Genomic DNA, 20,874 nt, shown 5'->3' with positions numbered 1-20,874 from the left:
TTAGCGCCCCCTCCAGAACTTGCCTTGCCAAGTGTTGCGTTCTTTCAGCTCGGCATCGATGGCGTTCAACACTTCCCATTTCTTGAGGCTCCACATCGGCCCGATCAACAGATCGCGCGGCGCATCCCCCGTGAGACGGTGAACAGTCATCTCCGGCGGCAAAAATTCCAAGGTATCTACGATCAGCTTCACGTATTCGTCCTTCTCCAGGAAACGAAGTAAGCCAGCTTCGTATTGTTTCACCATCGGCGTCTTGCGCATGAGGTGGAGCAGGTGAATCTTAATGCCTTGAACATCCATCTGCGATACGGCGCGTCCCGTGTCGAGCATCATTTCATGGGATTCTTGCGGAAGCCCGTAAATGATATGAGCACAGACACGGATGTTGTGTTTGCGCAGCTTGGCCACGGCATCCAGATAGCACTGCGTATCATGAGCACGATTGATCAGCTCGGAAGTGGATTCATGCACGGTCTGCAAGCCCATTTCGACCCACAAGTAAGTGCGCTCATTCAACTCGGCCAAGTATTCAATGACATCATCCGGCAGACAATCCGGACGCGTCGCGATCGATAGACCGACGACACCTGGCTGTTGCAAGATGACCTCGTAATATTCGCGCAGTTCTTCAACCGGGGCATACGTATTCGTATACGCCTGGAAGTAACCGATGTATTTCGCATTCGGCCATTTTTGATGCTGCAAATCACGAATTTTATTGAACTGCGTGACCAGATCGTCGCGACGGCTGCCGGCGAAGTCGCCTGATCCACGAGCGCTGCAGAACGTACAACCGCCCTTCGCAATCGAACCGTCTCGGTTCGGGCAGGTGAAGCCAGCGTCTAGCATGACTTTGAATACTTTGTCTCCGAACTGCTCGCGCATTTCAGAGTTCCACGTATGAAATCGTTTATCTCCCCAGAGAAGCGGAAGATTCGGTTCAGTCGTTATCATGGATGATGCTTGCTCCTTTTGTACTTACAGAATCATACCCTCTATTGTACCAAAAAAAATATAAAAATCGAATTTATTAACTGGAAAAGACGCTGAAACAGACGAATTTCCTCTTGCAAAACCTTACATGTTATGTTATATTACAAGCAAGCTCAGCAAAGGATTTACAAGCTTTTTTCCATGTTGATCTCATATTAATTCTTATTTCTGTGCACAATAACGCTAAGAGGTGATGTCAATGGTTACCGATGTTAAGAGTTCACAAGGAAACGAGAAAGTACTGGTAGAACTGACTGTGAACGAAGCGATGGCATTAACCGGGATTCGGTTTAACGAGAACCGTGAAGTTGCTGCATCTGCTCGCCGCAAGCTCAACACAGCTATTGAACGTCAGTACGATATAGCAATCGAACACTAATCGCAGTTTATTCATACAACCGTCTTCACAAGCTTGATCCCGTAGCTTCGCTTTAGCGATGCTCACGGGGTTTTTTAATAAGGATGGAAAGTATAAGTTTTTTGGAGGAATTGAACAGACACAGGAGACCTTAATTGTACAAAAAGCATTCAAAATGCAGGGTGAACGGACACAGGAGACCTAATTTTGCTATACTTAGGCTATATTCTCATGATTCGAATGGAATAAGGGATTCTGTGTCCGCTAAAGGGCTAATCTGTGAGTATAGTAGACAATAAGGGCTCTTATGTCCGTCATACACACAAAGAGCTTATTAATTCGTCAAGGTTTTCTCATATTTTTATCCCAGAAATCACGTTCTGCCGTTAAACCGTCCCCACAGGATTTCCTTTACTTTTTCCGGTTTCTTCGGCACAATAAAGCTTTAGAATAGCTTAGGAGGATTTATCATGCGTTTAAGAGGAAGAAAAGGGATTCGAGAGAACCTCGAACAACAGACGGATCTCGTTGTTCTCGAGCCCCATACGTATAAAGGTCGTTGGCACGAGTTCTTCGGCAATGACCGTCCGATTTATGTGGAACTTGGCATGGGAAAAGGCAAATTCGTGAGCGGTATGAGTGCGAAATATCCGGAAGTAAATTTCATCGGCGTTGATATGTACGATGAATTGGTGCGTCGTGCGAGTGATAAGGCCAGAGCCATTTGGGCAGCTCAAGGTGTGGACAGCCCTCCGAACGTGGCGCTTGCGCGTGCAAATATCGAGACAATCGAAGAGATTTTTGCACCGGGCGAAATCGATCGCGTCTACCTGAACTTTAGCGATCCTTGGCCTAAAGCCCGCCATGCGCGCCGCCGGCTAACGCATCCGCGCTTCGTGGAGAAATATATCGAAATGATGAATGCAACCGGAGAGATTCATTTTAAGACGGATTCGGAAACCTTATTCGAGTTCTCCTTAAATTCTTTCGCGGATATGGGTCTACAAATGACGAACATTTCGCTTAACCTCCATCGGGATGGAATTAACGAAGAGCATGTCATGACAGAATACGAATCGAAATTTATGGGAAAAGGCATGAACATTCATCGGGTTGAAGTCATTATTGGGGAAGAAGCGATGCGTTCTTATCAGGATCGCAAACAAGCGGCAGCCCTGAAGGCAGCGCATGATGAAGCTGAACTTCGTGATGAAGACGATCAGGATGATACGCAGGACGTTTAATTTTTTCTATACTATCGACGAAGAAGGTGCCTCCGGTGGGAGAGCACCTTTTTTGACTACAATAGAATTTATAAAACCTACATCTAACCACGGTCGCTCATTTTCGAAAGGCCTCGATGTATTTCAAGTGAACCATCGGCGTTGTCTTTACGATCGATGAGGGACGATCGGACTTATTTTGGTGCCATCGAGAGAAGCTGTTGAAAGATTTCATGGACGAAGCTGCTCGTATAGTGAAAGAGTATTTCGTAAAGAAGCATAAGGTTACTCCTGGCATCATCGCAGGACTGTATACATTAGGTGCACGGATTAACTGTAATACCATATTCATATGCTGGTCACAATGGGTGGAATGAATTAGAAGGCCGTACCAAAGTAGAACAGAAGAGGGAATGGGTATGGGGTGGAAAAGCGAAAGCGTCCGCCTTTGAAATCGTGTTATTACCGCATAAATAAATTCAAACAACACGATTTCAACAGCGGTTGGAACCCCATACCCATCCCTCCCCCATACGGGAAACGTATGGAATTAAGCAAGGTCCTGGCAGTCGGTCAGGTTTCATGCATCCACAATCCTGACCTCATTCCGTAACGGTCGAGGATACATTCCATGAGTCTCTTGTCCCAAAAGGTTGAGGATGGCCTCTGCACATGCTGTAGGGTGAAATCGTTCAATATTACCCATATGTTCCTGGCGAATATGGCGCAAATGCTCCCAATCTTGGCTCAATCGAACCATCCATTCTGCGACCGTATCCAAGGAACGGATCGGTTCTCCGTATCCATGTTCTGTGAAATAGTGGCAATTCTCTTCTTCTTGTCCCGGTAACGGGGCAAAGAAGAGCATCGGGATGCCTTTCACTAGACCTTCCGTACACGTGATGCCGCCGGGTTTCGTAATCAGGAGGTCAGAGACTTCCATGAGCTTATCGATTTCATGCGTATATCCCAGTAAATGGACATGTTCATGTTGCAGGCGGGGTTCTGCAGCAAGTTTTTTGCGTGCTTTTTCATTATTGCCAAGACAGAAGATGAATTGGATGTTTTTTCGCCAACGGGTCATAAATTCAATGAGTTTGGAATGGTTCATAAGCCCCCAGCCGCCGCCCATCATTAGTACTGTAGGCATATCTTTGAGACCATAACGAGCCCGGATTTCTTCTTTGTTATGCTGTTGCCAAAAATCGGGATGTACAGGAATGCCTGTGACGACAATTTTCGATAAAGGTACGCTATGTTGAAGCATTTTGGTTTTGACCTCGGGCGTGGAGATAAGATACGAATGAACTTCGGGGGTAATCCATGTGGCATGGGCATCGTAGTCCGTGATAAGGGTGACGATGGGGATATCATGGAGACCGAGTCGCTGAAGTCGAGAAATGACGGCATTCGGGATTGGGTGTGTACAGACGATGACATCTGGCTTAAGCTGTCGAATCATGTTCAACGTCTGTGTGTAGAAAATGCGATGCAAAGCTAAGGAGGATATACGATTAATGGATTTGTTGTATTGATATCGGTAGACCATCCCCATGAATCGAGGGCGCGCACTAACGGTTATGCGATAAGCGGCCAAGATCCATGGGGCAATGGTTGGATTTAAGAAGGATCCAAGTTCGAACACGCGTGTCTGGATATGTGGTGAAAGTCGCTTAAGACTTCGTGATAATGCATGGGCAGCTCGGGTATGACCTGCGCCGAAACCTTCGGATAACAACAGTACTCTTTTTTTTCTCACCGTGGTTCACCAATCCCCTAGAAAGGCGTTACGCCTTCCTCATGTTATGAAGAAAATGAATCTTGAACTTCTTCTCTGTCGATTTATGGCCAAAAAGATACGGTGATAGCTGCGAATAAAGACCCTATGAATGCGCCCGCAAAACAATCTGATGGATAGTGCAGCCCTAAATAAATACGTGACAACGCAACGGATAAGGCTAGCGGCAAGGCGAGTAGACTGAGAACCGGAAATTGAATCATAAACGGAATAAGCATGGAGAAAATCGCTGTCGAATGCCCTGACGGGAATGAATGATCAACGAGCGGTTTTCGGAATGTATTCGTCTGTGGATGAACCAAATACGGACGAATACGCGGATATGCTTTTTTGATAATGGCGACGGGAATATGACTGAGCCCTAATGCAACAAGCGATTGAAGGCCTACTCGATTCCAAGGATGTGGCGCCAGTATGGCAAGCGTAGCTGTAAAGACAATGGTGAATGTCGCTCCGCCAAGATGTGTTAAGTTTGGAAATATGAAATTTAGTATTTTGTTATGCAGGCGGCCGTTAATCCATAGAAAAATCCGTTCCTCACGCTGCAGCAACCAATTGAAAACACGGCTCATTGAATCCCCTCCGCATTTTATTTTACCACATTTTTTTACCACATTAGAAAGTATAAGTTTTCGGATTTAAGAAAACACACGTTCTAATTAGCGATAAAAGCTGTATTTCGACGCGGTCGCTCATCTCCGGAAGGCCTCAACAGAGGGTTTCTCATCCGCCTGATGTCATTGTACAACTCAATTATTAAATTTAAATGAAATGGTTTCTGATTTTGTGTAAACGTATTGAAAGTATGAGGCTGGCATCCTCGGTCTATTCAAATTTTTTTATTTAGGCTTGTATTTCGGCTTAAGGACAGGTTGCTTGAAAATGTGAATATTGTGTGAATTCGATGGGGGGAGATGAACATTTTGTCCTGTTGTTACGTTATTAAAGTTAAGGTAGAGTATGGAAATATGAAAATCATCTGAAAAAAGGGGGGATTTGCGAAATAAAAACCGTGAATTTGGATGAAAATAAGACATAAGCAGGTTTAGGTGGAGATCCCTTAGGTTATTTGGGGTTAAATTCCGAAAATGGAGACCTAGATCGGTTTTGACAAATGTTTATAAAGAGAAGAGAATCATTAATGCGAAGAATGTAAAAGGATTTGTAAGATTTATGAAAGAAGTTGCAAATCGCTTTACAAATCGCGCATAATGTACAGATGCAAGTTAAATTAGAGAGAGAAAAAAACAAACAAAGACAATATTAAAGGGGCAAAAGGGGGTATCAACTGTATGCTAGACGTCATTATGGTTGTACTACAGGTCTTGCTGGCGGTTATCGGGCTGTATCAATTTACGCTTTCGCTGGCAGGAATCATCAAGAGGAAAAAGAAAGTCCAACACGCACCCACGAAGACCTTTGCTGTACTCGTGGCAGCACATAACGAAGAGACGGTCGTTGGGGCGTTAGTCGAAAATTTATTGAAATTAAATTATCCAAGAGATATGTACGATATTTTTGTTATTTGCGATAACTGTACAGATAATACCGCGAAGATCGTTCGCGGCTACGAAGGCGTATTTGCTTGCGAACGCAGCAATCAGAACTTGCGTGGTAAAGGGTATGCGATTGAATGGATGCTGAAGGAGTTGTGGAAGCAGCCAAAGTCGTATGATGCCATCGTGATGTTCGATGCGGATAACTTGGCAGATCCAGAATTCTTGAATGAAATGAACAACGATTTGTGTAATGGTGCTCGTGTCATCCAAGGTTACTTGGATACGAAGAACCCGCATGATTCATGGATTACAGCAGCATATGGCGTAACTTATTGGTATTGTAACCGCCTATGGCAGTTGTCCCGTAAAAATCTAAACATGGCCAATTTCTTAGGTGGCACGGGAATGTGCTTCGAGACAGCGCTCATAAAAGATATGGGCTGGGGAGCTACAAGTTTGGTTGAAGACTTGGAATTTACCGCACGTTGCGTATCCCGCGGCATTAATCCCGTGTTTAACTATGATGCTAAGGTATTTGACGAGAAGCCGTTAACCTTCAAAGCGTCTTCCCGCCAGCGGCTTCGTTGGATGCAAGGTCACTTTACCGTGGCGCGCCGTTACTTTTTCCCATTGTTATGGCGTTCGATTAAAGAAAGAAATTTAGCTAAATTCGATATGGCGTTGTACACGATTACCGTGTATACCGTATTCTTGACATTTATTTTATCCGGTGTGCTGTGGGTGGATTGGGCATTCTTTGACGGTCCTAACATCACGACGTTCTATCAGTTCCTACCGGGCTGGGTCGCTGCGGCGACGCTCATTGCGTCTTCTGTTACGTTCATCCTTGCGTTGATCTTGGAAGGCGTGAAATCGTGGAGAATTTATGTATCGTTGATTACGTTCCCGATTTACTTGCTATCTTGGTATCCGATTACGGTATATGCGTTCTTCACACAGAACAACAAAACTTGGAGCCACACGCAACATACACGTGTCGTTCGCTTAGAAGAAGTTCAGAGCGAGCAGGCCTCTTAAGATTCGCAGATTTCAAAAGTATTTTATACATCGATCAAGCGGGCTTGCGCTTATTTTGCGCCTGGCCCGCTTTCTTTTTATGAAAAATGGGTAAAAAGGTTAGATAGGAGGTGATCTAGCCTTGGAGCTATTCCTAAATATACTCGTGCTGCTCGGGATCGTGGGGTTATCTAACGTGGTGAATCGGTTCGTGCCATTTGTCCCGGTCCCATTGATTCAAATTGCATTTGGCGTGATTGCAGCCATCCTTCCCTCTGTCATGGATTTCCCTTTGAATCCTGAGCTGTTTTTTGTCTTGTTCGTTGCACCGCTGCTGTTCAATGACGGTAAACGAACATCGAGAGAGGAACTGTGGCAAATGAGGGTTCCGATACTGCTCCTCGCGCTAGGGCTGGTCTTCGTGACGGTGTTCTTGGCAGGGACGATCGTGCATTCTTTGATTCCTACCGTACCTTGGGCTGCGGCGTTTGCGTTAGCTGCGATTTTATCACCGACAGATGCGGTGGCTGTCGGATCCTTAGCTGGCCGTGTTCGGTTGCCTAAATCCATCATGCGTCTCTTAGAGGGTGAGGCGTTAATGAATGATGCATCTGGTCTGGTGGCCTTTAAATTTGCGATTGCGGCGACGGTGACAGGAGCCTTCTCCATCGTGCAAGCCTCCCTCAGCTTCTTTATCATCGCGATCGGAGGGTTATTGAGCGGTGTGATATGTTCCTATCTGATTATTGGCCTGCGCATCATGATTCGTCGTTTTGGCATTGAGGACGTTACGGTACAAATGTTAATTCAAATTCTGACGCCATTTATCATTTATTTGTTGGCGGAGGGAATCGGTGTATCTGGCGTGCTTGCCGTCGTCGCGGGTGGGATTATTCATGCGGTGATGCGTGAGCGTACGGAATCCATGATGATGAAGTTACGTGTAGTCTCGGAAAGTACGTGGTCGGTTATCGTCTTTATCTTAAACGGATTAGTGTTTGTTATCTTAGGGTTGCAGCTTCCTCATGTAACCCGTGCGGTCTCGGGAAGTGGGACGGCGCATATCTTCGAAGTGTTGGGGTATATCACAGTCATATCGATCAGCTTGATGGGCATTCGTTTCGTATGGCTGTATCTTTTTTGGGGCGGGGAATGGGCATTTGGTCAGAAGCCGCACGGCGGCCATCTTCGACGACTCAAAGCTGCGGTGTTAACCTCCCTGTCTGGTGTCCGAGGAGCCGTTACTTTGGCGGGGGCCTTGTCCATTCCACTGGTTCTGGATGATGGGTCACCTTTTCCAGAGCGTGATCTACTGATCTTGTTAGCGGCGGGTGTGATCTTATTCTCGTTGATTTCAGCGAGTATTCTCTTGCCATTGTTATCTAAGAAAGGCGCAGGGGATAATCAAAAAGAACAGACACGGCTGCAGAAGGAGGCCGTCATCCGCATTACGCAAGCCGTGGTGAGATCATTGCATGATGAAATGGACGACTCGAATAAAATGGCTGCATTATCGGTCATTTCGGAATACAACCGCAAAATGAGACGCATGATGAGACAAGGGACCATGAGGCAGCTTGCCAACCAGGATGAGGAGAGAAGGCTTCGCCTCGTCGCGATCCAAGCGGAGAAGCATGAAGTGCAGCATATGCATGAAGCAGGGCAGATTACGGCTGAACTTGCCTATTCGTTCCAGATGACGCTTGGAAGAATGGAAGCGCTGCTGTCCAAACACCAAATTGTCAAGGTCTATCGCGTGTTGTATCGATTGCGTTGGTTCGTATCCAAGATGTGGTTCAGAAACCGTCATCGCGTTCATTCGGCCATGCCGGATGAGTTGATGAACTTGATCCGCCAAGCGAGACATCAAATGTCGGAGGCTGCTATTGCGGCTGTGCGGAAGCAAATAAATGAGACCAATCGCTCGGTTGCATTGGCCGTGATTGCGCATTATCGCGAGGAGATGTCCAAGCAGCGTAAGGGGACCATCTGGCGTAAGGCAGAGGACCCCTATCATAAACAGCGGATGTCCATGCAGCTGAAGGCAGTTCAATTTGCCCGGCATGAAATTCAGACGTTATTTGAGCAAAATGAGATTTCACGCGAAATAGCCATTGCACTCCGGCAGCGCGTCAATTATTTTGAAGCAGGACTGTATAATGATACCGAATAAAAATGATATTTGACATCCCATGTCCGACGTGATATATTATTCAAGTACGTTTTAGCTAAAGAGTCAAGTAGAAGCACCCGCTTCTCACCTGTCCGACATTGGTTGGCTGGTCCATTGATCCATGATATCTATTCATGTGATGTGTTCATTTACGATAATGATCAAATGGGATGTGGGTTCTTCTGGAGCTCACATCCCTTTTATTTTTAAAAGGGAAATCAAGTTGGAGGTGGATGGTATTAGCAAGGAACATATGATTAACGAGGAAATTCGGGCGAAGGAAGTACGTCTTGTAGGTGCAGAAGGCGAGCAAATCGGTATTACACCGTTTCGTGAGGCGCTTCAAATGGCGATCGATGCGAATCTAGATTTGGTCAATGTAGCACCAACAGCGAAACCGCCTGTTTGTCGGATTATGGATTATGGTAAATTCCGTTACGAGCAGCAGAAGAAAGAAAAAGAGGCTCGTAAGAATCAAAAGATCGTCGATGTTAAGGAAGTATGGTTCCGTGCCAACATCGATGAACATGATTTCCAAACGAAGCTTCGCAATGTATTTAAGTTCTTAAAAGAAGGCGACAAGGTAAAATGTTCTGTTCGTTTCCGTGGTCGTGAGATTGCACATTCCGATATCGGAAGAAAAGTGCTTGAACGCGTATTGCAAGAAGCGAATGAGCAAGAACTTTGTACAGTTGAACGTGCTGCGAAGCTGGAAGGCCGTAGCATGATCATGATTTTAGCGCCTAAGGCCTAAATAAGTCTAAATTGAGGAGGAACAACAAATGCCTAAAATGAAAACACATAGCAGTCTGAAAGACCGCTTCAAAATCACTGGTACGGGTAAAGTAAAAAGATATAAATCTTGCAAGAACCACTTGCTTTCCCATAAATCCAACCGTGCTAAACGTGTTCTTTGTACGCAACCGAACATGGCAGCAGGCGATGTAAGACGTTTGAAACAAGGCTTATCGAACTTGAAATAATACACTTTAATCTATTGGGAGGTACTTCGAAATGGCAAGAGTAAAAGGCGGATTTGTAACACGTCGTCGTCATAAAAAGATTTTAAAGCTTGCTAAAGGTTACTTTGGCTCGAAACATAGAATTTTCAAAACTGCAAAAGAACAGGTTAATAAATCCCTGATCTATGCATACCGTGATCGTCGCACAACAAAACGTAACTTCCGCAAATTGTGGATCGTTCGTATTAACGCGGCTGCTCGTATGAATGGCTTGTCTTACAGCAAATTGATGCATGGTTTGAAATTAGCTGGTGTAGACATCAACCGCAAAATGTTAGCTGACTTAGCAGTGAACGATATTAGTGCGTTCAACTCTTTGGCTGGCGTTGCTAAAGAAAAAATCAACGCTTAATTGGCGTGGGTATAGGAGTCGTCACTTCGGTGGCGGCTCTTTTTGCACAGAATGTTTGTACATCTATTCACAATATAAGAGGCATGAGGGAGAGGGAGAGACTTATGGAATTACTAGGTGGTATTGAAGCCGGCGGTACGAAGTTTGTGTGCGGAATCGGTACGAAAGATGGAGAAGTCATCGATCGGACAAGCTTTCCAACAACGAATCCTGAAGAGACACTTCGTCAGGTGTTCGACTATTTTCAAGATAAATCGATTACGGCATTAGGTGTAGGTTCGTTTGGTCCCGTGGATCTGCAACAAGACAGTGCAACCTACGGATATGTTACAAGTACGCCGAAGCCGGGATGGGGCAATTATCCGCTACTTACGGCATTAAAAGAGCAAATCAAAGTTCCGATGGGATTCGATACAGATGTCAATGGCGCGGCGCTTGGCGAAGCAACTTGGGGTGCGGCGAAGGGCTTAAAGAACTGTATGTATATTACGGTTGGTACAGGAATCGGTGCCGGTGTACTTGTGAACGGCGAGCTTGTTCACGGTTTAACACATCCAGAAGCTGGGCATATCCTTGTGCGTAGACATCCTGAAGATACATATGCGGGACGTTGTCCGTACCATCATGATTGTCTGGAAGGGATGGCAGCAGGTCCGGGCATTGAAGAACGTTGGGGCGTGAAGGGATATGAGTTGCCAAGCGATCATATCGCATGGGAAATGGAAGCACATTATTTGGCGCAAGCATTGGTGAACTATGTGCTAACTGTATCTCCTGAACGTATTATTCTTGGCGGCGGGGTGATGAAGCAGCCTCAGCTGTTCCCACTTATTCGTCAGAAATTAGTTGAATTGTTGAATGGCTACGTGCCGCATCAAGCGATTTTACAAGGCATCGATCAGTATGTTGTGCCTCCGGCATTAGGGGATAATGCAGGGCTTTGCGGTACATTGGCGCTAGCATCACGTGCATTAAGATAATATAGGTGTGAGATCCAAGCAAAAACAGAGTTACACGTCAGATATGACGGGGACTCTGTTTTTTTTGCTTTTTTCCGTGAAGCTGCCATCATGGTGAACCTCGTGAAGTCGAGTAAATTGCGGATGTGTAGTTGGTAGGTGACAAGTACCCAAGCGCTTCCTAGTTTCATAGAATAGACTATAGAGAGCATCACAAAGGGAGGGGATTTCACATGGCTGTTACCAAAAATCAGGCTCGGAAGCTGATTGGCAAACATGTCTATGTTGTGCGAAAAGATGGCAGACGCGTATCGGGTAAACTGCTGCGTATTTCTGGAAATCAATTCGTTCTTGAACGGAAATCAGGTAGAAAAGTGCAAATAAAAGCATTGATTCCACTCGTGTTATTTGATTTATTAGCCATTGGCGTAACGCAGCCTTCTGGCTTCGGCTATGGAGGATACGGTGGGTATGGTGGATACGGCGGCTATGGTGGTTATGGATATGGCGGTTCTCCGTACGGGGGATTTTACTAAAATCAGCAAGGAGCCTGCTGCTTATAGCATTTTGAATAGCTCATAATAATGCGTATCAGGCCAATGCTTCACCGTTCGGTATCCGTAGCGATGATAAAACAGAAGTGCTTTTTTGTTGCCTTCATCGACGAGCAGCTTGGCTTGCTTGCATCCGCGGCTCCGTGCATAGTTTTCACCGGCTTGAAGCAAGCTAGCTCCGTAGCCTTGGCGTTGATATGATGCAGAAATAGCGAGCATGTCGATATATAATAGTTTGCCGTGAATCATCACATGGATATAGCCGAGCGGTGGATGTTGGTGTGTTGGAGATAGTACAAACGTTGTTCCTCGACGAAGCCTTGTCATGACATCTTGCGTTAATTCTGTTTCTGTCATGGAAAAAGAGGTGTGTGGAATTAGCTCCGACTGGACCAAATTGATGAGTGTCCTATCGTCCAATAACGGTTGTCTCATGCGGATTATCATACAGATTCACTCCCTAAACTTACGGTCAAAGTGCATGAGCTGGATAATGTATAGTATGTGGGAGCAGCTGTGAGGGTAAATTTTTTTTATCTACATAGCTATTGACTTCTGACAACAGCTAGGAATATAATATCTCTAACATTTGAAACATATTGGCAATAGCGATGAAGAGGACGAAGTTTTAAGGGCTCTTTTGCTCAGAGAGCGTGTGGAATTTGCTGCAACCACCGCCGAAATCCCTTATATACGAGCTCACCTCGGAGCTGTTCTCCTGAACGAATTCCACTTGGGAACTATTAGGGAGAATCGTAAGATACACGTTACGTATCAGGGTATGGGCCGAAGAACAGGAATTGGACGGCTTGCCTATACTTGAGAAGGCTATTCATTGTGAGATGTGTAGCAAATTTGGGTGGTACCACGGAAGAACAACCTTTCGTCCCTCATCACGTAAGATACGTGTGAGGACGAGAGGTTTTTTTTATTAATTTCACTTTACTGCTTTAATCTTTTAAAAAGGAGGAACACTTATGAACGCTCAGAGTGCTATGATGGGGTCAAAAGAACAATTACGAGAGAAATGGATGAAACCGGAAGTGATTACGGGATCTGAAATTTTACTACGCAGCTTACTGTTAGAAGGTGTTGAATGCGTCTTTGGTTATCCAGGCGGCGCCGTACTCTACATTTACGATGCGATGCATGGATTTGATGATTTCAAGCATGTATTAACTCGACATGAACAAGGTGCAATTCATGCTGCTGATGGATATGCAAGAGCTAGTGGTAAAGTTGGCGTATGTATCGCGACGTCAGGACCGGGGGCAACGAACCTTGTCACAGGAATTGCCACCGCTTATATGGATTCGGTGCCGCTTGTGGTCATCACAGGCAACGTAGCGACGAACTTTATCGGTACAGATGCTTTCCAAGAAGCGGATATTACCGGAATTACGATGCCAATTACGAAGCATAGTTATTTAGTTCGTGACGTAGAGGATTTGCCGCGCATCATTCACGAAGCGTTCCATATTGCCTCGACGGGTCGTAAAGGTCCCGTATTGATCGATATTCCGAAAGACGTATCGGCGAAGAAAACGATGTTTAAACCTGAAACGACGACCAACATTCGGGGTTATCATCCAACCGTGAATCCGAATCGTCTTCAAACAGATAAATTGCTTAAAGCGATTGAATCGGCAGAAAGACCTATAATTCTTGCAGGCGGCGGTGTTGTATACTCGGGTGGACATGATGAGTTGTATCAATTCGTTACGACAACAGGGATTCCAATCACAACAACGTTGCTCGGCTTAGGCGGATTCCCAAGCGGACACGATCTATGGCTTGGCATGCCGGGGATGCACGGAACGTACGCATCGAACAAAGCACTTCAAAATGCGGATCTCTTAATCAATATCGGAGCACGATTCGATGACCGGGTGACCATGAAGCTGGACGGGTTTGCGCCAAAAGCGAAGGTTGTGCACATCGATATTGATCCAGCCGAAATTGGTAAGAACGTTCCGACGGATATCCCGATCGTTGGGGATGTGAAGACCGTACTTCAAATCTTGAATAAAGATGCGAAGCATGCAAGCCAAGCGGATGCATGGCGTGCACAAGTCGAAACGTGGAAGCAGGAACAACCGCTGCGATATGAAGATTCGAATACCGAATTGAAACCGCAATGGGTTATCGAAATGCTGCATCGCACAACGAACGGTGAAGCGATCGTGACAACGGATGTAGGGCAGCATCAAATGTGGTCGGCGCAGTATTATAAATTTAATCAACCGCGCTCCTTTATTACATCAGGTGGTCTAGGAACGATGGGCTTCGGATTCCCATCTTCGATCGGAGCACAGATGGCACATCCAGATCGTCTTGTCATCTCGATTAACGGAGACGGCGGGATGCAGATGTGTGCGCAGGAACTTGCGATTTGCGCGATTAACAACATTCCTGTTAAAGTCGTTATCATTAACAACCAAGTGTTGGGAATGGTTCGTCAGTGGCAAGAGATTATCTACAAAGGTCGGTACAGCCACATTGATTTGGAAGGCAGCCCGGATTTCGTAAAACTAGCGGAAGCTTATGGAGTTAAGGGATTGCGTGCAACGAATAAAGACGAAGCCGAATCTGCATGGCAAGAAGCGATGAATACACCGGGACCTGTCGTTGTCGAGTTTGTTGTCCGTAAGGGTGAGAATGTGTACCCAATGGTTCAAGCAGGAGACACGATTGATCAAATGATAATGGGGGATAGCGAATGATGAAGACAAAACATACCATCGCCGTTCTTGTTAACGATCAGCCAGGTGTATTGCAGCGGGTGTCCGGATTGTTCGGCCGTCGCGGATTTAATATCGAAAGTATCACCGTGGGGCAGTCCGAAGAAGCTGGATTATCTCGTATGGTTATCGTAACCGAAGGAGATAGCGGCACATTAGAGCAAATCGAGAAACAATTATACAAACTCATCGATGTTATCAAAGTAATTGACTTAAGCTCCAAACCGATGGTTGGTCGCGAGCTTGCGTTGATTAAAGTCAAAGCCGAGCCAAGTGCTCGCCCAGAAATTTTGGGCGTTGTTGAAACGTTCCGCGCAGCGGTTGTAGATATCGGGCCGAATAGCTTGATGGTTCAGGTTGTTGGCGATACCGAAAAGATTGATGCAATGATCGAATTGATGAAACCTTACGGCATTCGTGAATTAAGCCGTACCGGTGTTACCGCGATGATTCGCGGTAACGCCAACTAGCAAGGTAAATTTAAATTCTTGATTAAAGATTAAAGATTATTATTTACTATGATCATCAAATGCCCGGTAAGCGGGTGTTTGAGAGGACAAACCTGGTCCTTTGAAACACCCGCTTACTAAGGGTCTTAAATTAAAGGAGGATTATATTATTATGGCAGTTAATATGTTCTACGAAAATGATGCAGAGTTGAGTGTACTTAAAGGAAAAACAATCGCAGTTATCGGGTACGGAAGCCAAGGTCATGCACAAGCACAAAACTTGCGTGACAGCGGATTGAACGTAGTGATCGGACTTCGTGAAGGTAAATCAGCGGATAAAGCTCGCAACGACGGCTTTGAAGTATTGTCTGTTGCTGACGCAACATTGCGTGCGGATGTTGTCCAAATCTTGATGCCAGACGAAACACAAGCAAGTGTCTACAAAAATGAAATCGAACCGAACTTGAAATCCGATGCGGCATTGTTGTTCTCCCACGGTTTCAACGTTCACTTCGGACAAATCGTTCCTAAGAAAGGCAACGACGTATTGCTAGTTGCTCCTAAATCTCCAGGCCACATGGTTCGTCGTACGTATGTTGAAGGTTTCGGCGTACCAGGACTTATCGCGATTGAGCAAGATGCGACTGGAAACGCACAAGCAATCGGTCTTGCTTATGCAAAAGGTATCGGTTGTACCCGCGCAGGGGTTATCGAAACTTCATTCCGTGAAGAAACAGAAACCGATTTGTTCGGTGAGCAAGCAGTATTGTGTGGCGGTATGAGTGCAATCGTTAAAGCAGGTTTCGAAACATTGACAGAAGCTGGATATGCTCCTGAAATGGCATACTTCGAGTGCTTGCACGAATTGAAATTGATTGTTGACTTGATGTATGAAGGTGGACTTGCTACAATGCGTGATTCCATCAGTAACACAGCTGAATACGGTGACTATGTAACAGGTCCTCGTATTGTAACGGAAGATACGAAGAAAGCGATGAAAGAAGTATTGTCCGACATTCAACAAGGTAAATTCGCTCGCGACTTTATCCTTGAGAACCAATCGAACCGTGCATTCTTAACAGCAACTCGTCGTAATGAAGCGAACCATCCGATTGAGGTTGTTGGTGGTCAATTACGTGAATTGATGCATTGGATCAAGAAATAATAGCATAAGATCATACAAGAAGAGCTTCCGGAGGATTACCTTCGGAAGCTCTTAACCATAGTTAGATATTTCGTATAACGGAGGTGCAGCATGCGTAAAATTTATATCTTTGATACCACCTTACGGGATGGCGAGCAATCGCCTGGCGTCAATCTGAATACAAAGGAAAAAGTTGAGATCGCTTACCAGCTGGAAAAGTTGGGCGTGGATCGTATCGAAGCAGGGTTTCCAGCAGCATCTCCCGGGGATTTGGCTGCGGTGAACGCGGTGGCACGGGCGATCAAGAACTCTTCTGTTATCGGTCTGGCGCGTTCTCGCACGCAAGATATTGATGCGGTTCGTGAAGCTTTGATTGGTGCACAGGATCCATGCATCCATTTGTTCTTGGCGTCTTCGCCAATTCATCGTCAGCATAAGCTGCGTATGAGTAAGGAACAAATGTTGGAAGCAGCCGAGTCTGCGATTAAGTACGCGAAGCAATATTTTAGCAAAGTTGAGTTTTCACCTGAAGATGCAGGCCGCACAGAAATCGACTTCTTGTGCCAAGTTACCGAAATGGCGATCAAAGCAGGGGCAACCGTCGTAAACATTCCAGATACGGTTGGATTCTTGACTCCGTATGAGTACGGAAATATTTTCAAGACGCTGAAGGGAAACGTTAATGGCATTGAGAAGATTCAATTAAGCGCTCATTGTCATGATGATTTAGGCATGTCAACAGCGAATGCGCTTGCAGCTATTCTGAATGGTGCGGATCAAATCGAAGGTACAATCAACGGGATTGGGGAGCGCGCGGGGAACACATCTCTCGAAGAAGTAGCCATGGCGCTTGAAACACGCCAAGACTTTTTCCAAGCGAAGACCACTTTGAATTTATCCGAAATTGCTCGTACGAGCCGATTGGTAAGTAAATTGACAGGGATGGTTGTCCCTGGAAACAAGGCGATTGTGGGTGCGAATGCCTTTGCTCATGAATCGGGCATTCATCAAGACGGCATGTTGAAGGAAAAGACGACATATGAGATTATGTCGCCCGAGACCATCGGCTTGAAAGATAGCAAGCTCGTGCTTGGTAAGCATTCCGGACGTCATGCTTTCCGCGAGAAGCTGATTGATCTTGGTTATGAATTGAGCGAAGAGCAGGTGAACACGGCATTCAATAAATTCAAAGATTTGGCAGATAAGAAAAAAGAAGTGTCTGATGAAGATATTCGTGCCATGATCGAGGAGAAATTGATCGATACGCAAGAAGTGTTCAAATTGGATGTGCTTCGTGTTTCTTATGGCAACCAATTCGTGCCGTCCGCTCGTGTCAGCATTCATACACTCGAAGGCAGCGTACTTGAAGAAGAAGCGGAAGGTAATGGCTCGGTGGATGCCATCTATAATGCGATTGACAAAGCGACCAAGGAAGAGGTGGAGCTCAGTGATTACTCCATCAAATCGGTATCGCACGGGAAAGACGCACAAGGTGAAGTGCATGTCATTCTAGCGCAGAACGGCATCACAGAACAGGGTCGCGGCGTGAGCACCGATATTCTTGAAGCAAGTGCCAAGGCTTATATTGACGCATTAAATCGTCTTATTGAAAAACGGAAAACGTCCACAGGACGCCGTGATAAAATGAGCTTAATCTAACCCATAAGAACCTAAAGACCACGTGTGAGTTATCTCATGCGTGGTCTTTTTTTGTTAACGATAAGCCGATTGATGCAGCAATTCGGGTACAGTGACCATGTCGATCTGTTTGTCTCTTAACTCTGTGATAATCTGCGGCAAGGCATCTACCGTTCCCGTTAAATCTTCGCCTACGCCTCCCGCAGCATGTTGGAGGACGATGGCACCGGAAGTGAGATTGCTCATAATATTGGTTTTCACTTGGTCAGCCGTAAGCCCTGTCCAATCCAGGGAGTCCACGTTCCAATTGATAATTTTGATATGCTGGCTTGCAAGCCATTTAATTTGATCCTCACTGATATTTCCGTAAGGAGGACGAATAAAACAGAGATTCTTTCCTGTAAGCTTTTGGATGATTTGGTTGGTCTTCAAGACTTCTTGCTGAAAGCTTGCATCAGAAATCATAGGGAAATTGGGATGACTATACGAGTGATTCCCAAGTGTATGACCTTCGCGAATCATCCGCTGGATCATTTCAGGATGTTCTTCAGCACGGTTGCCGACAACGAAAAATGTTGCTTTGACATCATACTTCTTCAACACATCTAGAACGAGAGGGGTAAAGTGGTCATCGGGTGCATCATCGAACGTTAGCGCAACGCGTTCTGGAGAAGAAGGACCTTGTAGTAGAAAAGTGGACTTGTATTTAGCTCGAAGCTCTGCCAAGGTGAGCGGTTGGGGGTCACGGGTAAGCGATTCTTTTCCACCTGCTAAATTTGTTGTCGCCTCAGTATGTACTGCCAAGGGCTTAATCGGCTTCGAGGGTCCGTTAGATTTTTGTTGAACTTGAGGTGTAGGAGATTTACCGCAGCTTGTCAGAATAAGCATGAGCAAAAGTGAAAATAGAAGGATTCGTTTCATCGTCGTGTACCTCCGTCGCTTGAATAAAGAAGAAGTCTTCTGCCTCTTCTGCCTGTTAGACAGTAGTGTTTGTGTATCGTCTTATTTTATGCATCTTTATAGCTAAAACCTATTAAGACAATAGATTTTATATCTTAGTCAATGGAGATGGATTACGCTAAAATATAAACTAGAATCATATCGGATATTCAAACTTGATTATAGATGGAGGTCATTTAGATGTCAGAAGTGAAAAAAATCGCAATTATTGCCGGTGACGGAATCGGACCAGAGGTTGTAGCGGAAGCAGAGAAAGTTCTGAAACGTACGGAAGAATTATTCGGATACAAATTCGAAACCGAACACGGCTTGTTCGGCGGAATTGCCATTGATGAGAAAGGAACGCCGTTGCCGCAAGAGACATTAGACATTTGTAAAAGTGCAGATGCCGTCCTATTAGGTGCTGTTGGCGGTCCGAAATGGGATAACAATCCGAAGGAACTTCGTCCGGAAACAGGATTGCTTGGTATTCGTAAAGCACTCGGGTTGTTCTCGAACATTCGCCCGGCGAACGTATTCGATTGCTTGAAAGAAGCGTCGACGTTGAAACCGGAAGTGCTTGAAGGTACGGATTTGATCGTTGTTCGTGAGTTAACAGGGGGTATTTATTTCGGTGATAAATTCCGCCGTGATACGGAAAATGGCCAAGAAGCGGTGGATACTTGTGCATACAGCGAGAGTGAAGTAGAACGTATTGCGCGTCAAGCGTTCGAAATTGCCCAAAAACGCCGTAAAAAATTGGCTTCGGTGGATAAAGCAAACGTCCTTGAAACTTCCCGTTTATGGCGTGAAGTCGTGAATCGGATTGCTCCGGAATATCCGGATGTAGAACTAGAGCATGTGTTGGTGGATAACTGTGCAATGCAATTGCTTCGCCGCCCATCCAGCTTTGACGTGATCGTAACCGAAAATATGTTCGGAGATATCCTTAGTGATGAAGCAGCAATGTTAACAGGTTCGATCGGCATGCTGTCCTCCGCATCCTTAGGTGAAGGAAGCTTCGGATTGTACGAGCCGGTTCACGGTTCAGCTCCGGATATTGCAGGTCAAGGGATCTCGAACCCGATTGCGACCATTCTATCCGTAGCCTTGATGTTCCGCCTAACATTCGGTTATGAAGATGCAGCCCAATCGATTGAGAACGCAGTGAAGATCGTATTGGATGCAGGGCACCGTACAGGTGACATTGCTGTAGATAAGAGCAAAGCGATCGGCACAACTGCCATGGGTGATTTGATCATCGCAGCGATGGAAAAAACAGCTGTAGCCGTATAGAGTTCACAGAGTCGACACCTTAATTAGAATTATTATAAATTAGTAACTGCTTTAATCTTGACTTTCAAATAGGCGAATGATAACATCATATTTGAGAATGATCAACTTTGAAAGCTCTACTATTTCATAGATTCTAAGGAGGATTTTAATCATGGCAGAACGTTTAGTAGGAAGACCAGCACCAGATTTCAACATGGAGACAGCAACAGGAGATGGACAAAAATTCGGAGCAGCTTCATTGTCTGACTACCGTGGTAAATGGCTTGTATTCTTCTTCTATCCACTTGATTTCACATTCGTGTGCCCGACTGAAATCACAGCTCTTAGTGATGCACACGCAGAATTCAAAAAATTAAATACGGAAGTACTTGGTGTAAGTATTGACTCCGTACACAGCCATAAAGCATGGATCAATGCATCCAAAGAAGCAGGCGGCTTGGGTCAAATCAACTTCCCACTCGCTTCCGACATCACGAAGAACGTTGCTCGTGAATACGGCGTATTGATTGAAGAAGAAGGCATTGCACTTCGTGGATTGTTCATCATCGATCCTGAAGGCGAATTGAAATATCAAGTGGTTAACCACAACGATGTAGGTCGTAGCGTGGAAGAAACACTTCGTGTACTTCAAGCTCTTCAATCCGGCGGACTTTGCCCAATCAACTGGAAACCAGGCGACAAAAACCTATAATATATAGGACGTTATCCTGGCTCGTTAT

20 protein-coding genes and 1 pseudogene are annotated in these 20,874 nt (G+C 45.4%); 16 read left to right on the top strand and 5 right to left on the bottom strand.

Annotated features, from left to right (window positions below; genetic code table 11):
• The gene (locus tag BVG16_RS16965) at positions 1 to 954 is read right to left on the bottom strand and encodes a TIGR01212 family radical SAM protein (protein ID WP_078499861.1); all 954 of its coding nucleotides are present in this window, start codon (positions 952 to 954) and stop codon (positions 1 to 3) included.
• A gap of 238 nt (positions 955 to 1,192) precedes the next feature.
• Between BVG16_RS16965 and BVG16_RS16960 the strand changes: the two genes are divergently transcribed.
• The 3 genes and pseudogenes from BVG16_RS16960 to BVG16_RS34195 form a co-directional block, all read left to right on the top strand.
• On the top strand, positions 1,193 to 1,372 hold the full coding sequence (locus tag BVG16_RS16960; RefSeq protein ID WP_078499860.1) for a hypothetical protein: 180 nt from the start codon (positions 1,193 to 1,195) through the stop codon (positions 1,370 to 1,372).
• Between the two features lie 449 nt (positions 1,373 to 1,821).
• The gene (gene trmB, locus BVG16_RS16955) at positions 1,822 to 2,595 is read left to right on the top strand and encodes a tRNA (guanosine(46)-N7)-methyltransferase TrmB (protein WP_078499859.1); all 774 of its coding nucleotides are present in this window, start codon (positions 1,822 to 1,824) and stop codon (positions 2,593 to 2,595) included.
• Positions 2,596 to 2,710: 115 nt separating this feature from the next.
• Positions 2,711 to 2,950: pseudogene (locus BVG16_RS34195) on the top strand (IS91 family transposase); the annotation flags it as partial.
• Between the two features lie 204 nt (positions 2,951 to 3,154).
• Here BVG16_RS34195 and BVG16_RS16945 read toward each other — a convergent pair.
• Together BVG16_RS16945 and BVG16_RS16940 are read right to left on the bottom strand one after the other, a co-directional pair.
• Positions 3,155 to 4,333 (bottom strand): MGDG synthase family glycosyltransferase, encoded by a 1,179-nt coding sequence (locus tag BVG16_RS16945; RefSeq protein WP_078499858.1) that lies wholly within the window; start codon positions 4,331 to 4,333, stop codon positions 3,155 to 3,157.
• Between the two features lie 83 nt (positions 4,334 to 4,416).
• Complete coding sequence (locus BVG16_RS16940; RefSeq protein ID WP_078499857.1) at positions 4,417 to 4,944, bottom strand: phosphatase PAP2 family protein; 528 nt, start codon at positions 4,942 to 4,944, stop codon at positions 4,417 to 4,419.
• A gap of 720 nt (positions 4,945 to 5,664) precedes the next feature.
• Here BVG16_RS16940 and BVG16_RS16935 point away from each other — a divergent pair.
• From BVG16_RS16935 to BVG16_RS16905, 7 genes are all read left to right on the top strand, one after another.
• Positions 5,665 to 6,909, top strand: coding sequence for a glycosyltransferase family 2 protein (locus tag BVG16_RS16935; RefSeq protein WP_078499856.1), 1,245 nt, complete (start codon positions 5,665 to 5,667; stop codon positions 6,907 to 6,909).
• Between the two features lie 121 nt (positions 6,910 to 7,030).
• On the top strand, positions 7,031 to 9,061 hold the full coding sequence (locus tag BVG16_RS16930; protein ID WP_078499855.1) for a Na+/H+ antiporter: 2,031 nt from the start codon (positions 7,031 to 7,033) through the stop codon (positions 9,059 to 9,061).
• A gap of 253 nt (positions 9,062 to 9,314) precedes the next feature.
• Positions 9,315 to 9,815 carry a translation initiation factor IF-3 gene (infC, locus tag BVG16_RS16925; protein WP_144027417.1) on the top strand — a complete coding sequence of 167 codons (501 nt, stop codon included), beginning with the start codon at positions 9,315 to 9,317 and terminating at the stop codon, positions 9,813 to 9,815.
• A 28-nt stretch (positions 9,816 to 9,843) separates the two neighbouring features.
• Positions 9,844 to 10,044 (top strand): 50S ribosomal protein L35, encoded by a 201-nt coding sequence (rpmI, locus tag BVG16_RS16920; protein WP_078499853.1) that lies wholly within the window; start codon positions 9,844 to 9,846, stop codon positions 10,042 to 10,044.
• 31 nt (positions 10,045 to 10,075) lie between these two features.
• Positions 10,076 to 10,435 (top strand): 50S ribosomal protein L20, encoded by a 360-nt coding sequence (rplT, locus tag BVG16_RS16915; protein WP_078499852.1) that lies wholly within the window; start codon positions 10,076 to 10,078, stop codon positions 10,433 to 10,435.
• 104 nt (positions 10,436 to 10,539) lie between these two features.
• Positions 10,540 to 11,415: an ROK family protein gene (locus BVG16_RS16910; protein WP_078499851.1), complete on the top strand. Its 876-nt coding sequence runs from the start codon at positions 10,540 to 10,542 to the stop codon at positions 11,413 to 11,415.
• 212 nt (positions 11,416 to 11,627) lie between these two features.
• Positions 11,628 to 11,930: a hypothetical protein gene (locus BVG16_RS16905; RefSeq protein ID WP_078499850.1), complete on the top strand. Its 303-nt coding sequence runs from the start codon at positions 11,628 to 11,630 to the stop codon at positions 11,928 to 11,930.
• A 21-nt stretch (positions 11,931 to 11,951) separates the two neighbouring features.
• On the opposite strand, the gene BVG16_RS16900 is transcribed toward BVG16_RS16905, so the two are convergent.
• The gene (locus tag BVG16_RS16900) at positions 11,952 to 12,395 is read right to left on the bottom strand and encodes a GNAT family N-acetyltransferase (protein ID WP_078499849.1); all 444 of its coding nucleotides are present in this window, start codon (positions 12,393 to 12,395) and stop codon (positions 11,952 to 11,954) included.
• Positions 12,396 to 12,925: 530 nt separating this feature from the next.
• Between BVG16_RS16900 and ilvB the strand changes: the two genes are divergently transcribed.
• From ilvB to BVG16_RS16880, 4 genes are all read left to right on the top strand, one after another.
• Complete coding sequence (gene ilvB, locus BVG16_RS16895) at positions 12,926 to 14,671, top strand: biosynthetic-type acetolactate synthase large subunit (protein ID WP_078499848.1); 1,746 nt, start codon at positions 12,926 to 12,928, stop codon at positions 14,669 to 14,671.
• Positions 14,671 to 15,159, top strand: a complete 489-nt coding sequence (ilvN, locus tag BVG16_RS16890; RefSeq protein ID WP_078500133.1) for an acetolactate synthase small subunit — start codon at positions 14,671 to 14,673, stop codon at positions 15,157 to 15,159. Before ilvB ends, ilvN begins: the two co-directional genes overlap by 1 nt.
• A 151-nt stretch (positions 15,160 to 15,310) precedes the next feature.
• A complete protein-coding gene (gene ilvC, locus BVG16_RS16885) occupies positions 15,311 to 16,303 on the top strand; it encodes a ketol-acid reductoisomerase (protein ID WP_078499847.1) in 993 nt (330 codons plus the stop codon).
• 90 nt (positions 16,304 to 16,393) lie between these two features.
• Complete coding sequence (locus BVG16_RS16880; RefSeq protein ID WP_078499846.1) at positions 16,394 to 17,941, top strand: 2-isopropylmalate synthase; 1,548 nt, start codon at positions 16,394 to 16,396, stop codon at positions 17,939 to 17,941.
• Positions 17,942 to 17,995: 54 nt separating this feature from the next.
• Here BVG16_RS16880 and BVG16_RS16875 read toward each other — a convergent pair whose 3' ends face one another.
• Positions 17,996 to 18,841, bottom strand: coding sequence for a polysaccharide deacetylase family protein (locus tag BVG16_RS16875; RefSeq protein ID WP_078499845.1), 846 nt, complete (start codon positions 18,839 to 18,841; stop codon positions 17,996 to 17,998).
• Between the two features lie 219 nt (positions 18,842 to 19,060).
• On the opposite strand from BVG16_RS16875, the gene leuB reads away from it, so the two are divergent.
• A complete protein-coding gene (gene leuB / locus BVG16_RS16870) occupies positions 19,061 to 20,155 on the top strand; it encodes a 3-isopropylmalate dehydrogenase (protein WP_078499844.1) in 1,095 nt (364 codons plus the stop codon).
• A gap of 151 nt (positions 20,156 to 20,306) precedes the next feature.
• Positions 20,307 to 20,846 (top strand): peroxiredoxin, encoded by a 540-nt coding sequence (locus BVG16_RS16865; protein WP_078499843.1) that lies wholly within the window; start codon positions 20,307 to 20,309, stop codon positions 20,844 to 20,846.
• Positions 20,847 to 20,874 lie beyond the last annotated feature (28 nt).

The organism is Paenibacillus selenitireducens, from assembly GCF_002021565.1.
Classification (GTDB): Bacteria; Bacillota; Bacilli; order Paenibacillales; family Paenibacillaceae; genus Paenibacillus_K; species Paenibacillus_K selenitireducens.
The sequence above is the reverse complement of the archived record's forward strand: the minus strand, read 5'-3'. Positions and strand labels throughout refer to the sequence as shown.

Bases quoted from the DNA above. Each gene is read 5' to 3' on its own strand.
- ilvN (WP_078500133.1), top strand. From the start codon at position 14,671: ATGAAGACAAAACATACCATCGCCGTTCTTGTTAACGATCAGCCAGGT.
- BVG16_RS16880 (WP_078499846.1), top strand. From the start codon at position 16,394: ATGCGTAAAATTTATATCTTTGATACCACCTTACGGGATGGCGAGCAA.
- BVG16_RS16875 (WP_078499845.1), bottom strand. From the start codon at position 18,841: ATGAAACGAATCCTTCTATTTTCACTTTTGCTCATGCTTATTCTGACA.
- BVG16_RS16940 (WP_078499857.1), bottom strand. From the start codon at position 4,944: ATGAGCCGTGTTTTCAATTGGTTGCTGCAGCGTGAGGAACGGATTTTT.
- BVG16_RS16905 (WP_078499850.1), top strand. From the start codon at position 11,628: ATGGCTGTTACCAAAAATCAGGCTCGGAAGCTGATTGGCAAACATGTC.
- BVG16_RS16910 (WP_078499851.1), top strand. From the start codon at position 10,540: ATGGAATTACTAGGTGGTATTGAAGCCGGCGGTACGAAGTTTGTGTGC.
- BVG16_RS16935 (WP_078499856.1), top strand. From the start codon at position 5,665: ATGCTAGACGTCATTATGGTTGTACTACAGGTCTTGCTGGCGGTTATC.
- infC (WP_144027417.1), top strand. From the start codon at position 9,315: ATGATTAACGAGGAAATTCGGGCGAAGGAAGTACGTCTTGTAGGTGCA.
- BVG16_RS16865 (WP_078499843.1), top strand. From the start codon at position 20,307: ATGGCAGAACGTTTAGTAGGAAGACCAGCACCAGATTTCAACATGGAG.
- BVG16_RS16900 (WP_078499849.1), bottom strand. From the start codon at position 12,395: ATGATAATCCGCATGAGACAACCGTTATTGGACGATAGGACACTCATC.
- ilvB (WP_078499848.1), top strand. From the start codon at position 12,926: ATGAACGCTCAGAGTGCTATGATGGGGTCAAAAGAACAATTACGAGAG.
- rplT (WP_078499852.1), top strand. From the start codon at position 10,076: ATGGCAAGAGTAAAAGGCGGATTTGTAACACGTCGTCGTCATAAAAAG.
- ilvC (WP_078499847.1), top strand. From the start codon at position 15,311: ATGGCAGTTAATATGTTCTACGAAAATGATGCAGAGTTGAGTGTACTT.
- leuB (WP_078499844.1), top strand. From the start codon at position 19,061: ATGTCAGAAGTGAAAAAAATCGCAATTATTGCCGGTGACGGAATCGGA.
- rpmI (WP_078499853.1), top strand. From the start codon at position 9,844: ATGCCTAAAATGAAAACACATAGCAGTCTGAAAGACCGCTTCAAAATC.
- trmB (WP_078499859.1), top strand. From the start codon at position 1,822: ATGCGTTTAAGAGGAAGAAAAGGGATTCGAGAGAACCTCGAACAACAG.
- BVG16_RS16965 (WP_078499861.1), bottom strand. From the start codon at position 954: ATGATAACGACTGAACCGAATCTTCCGCTTCTCTGGGGAGATAAACGA.
- BVG16_RS16960 (WP_078499860.1), top strand. From the start codon at position 1,193: ATGGTTACCGATGTTAAGAGTTCACAAGGAAACGAGAAAGTACTGGTA.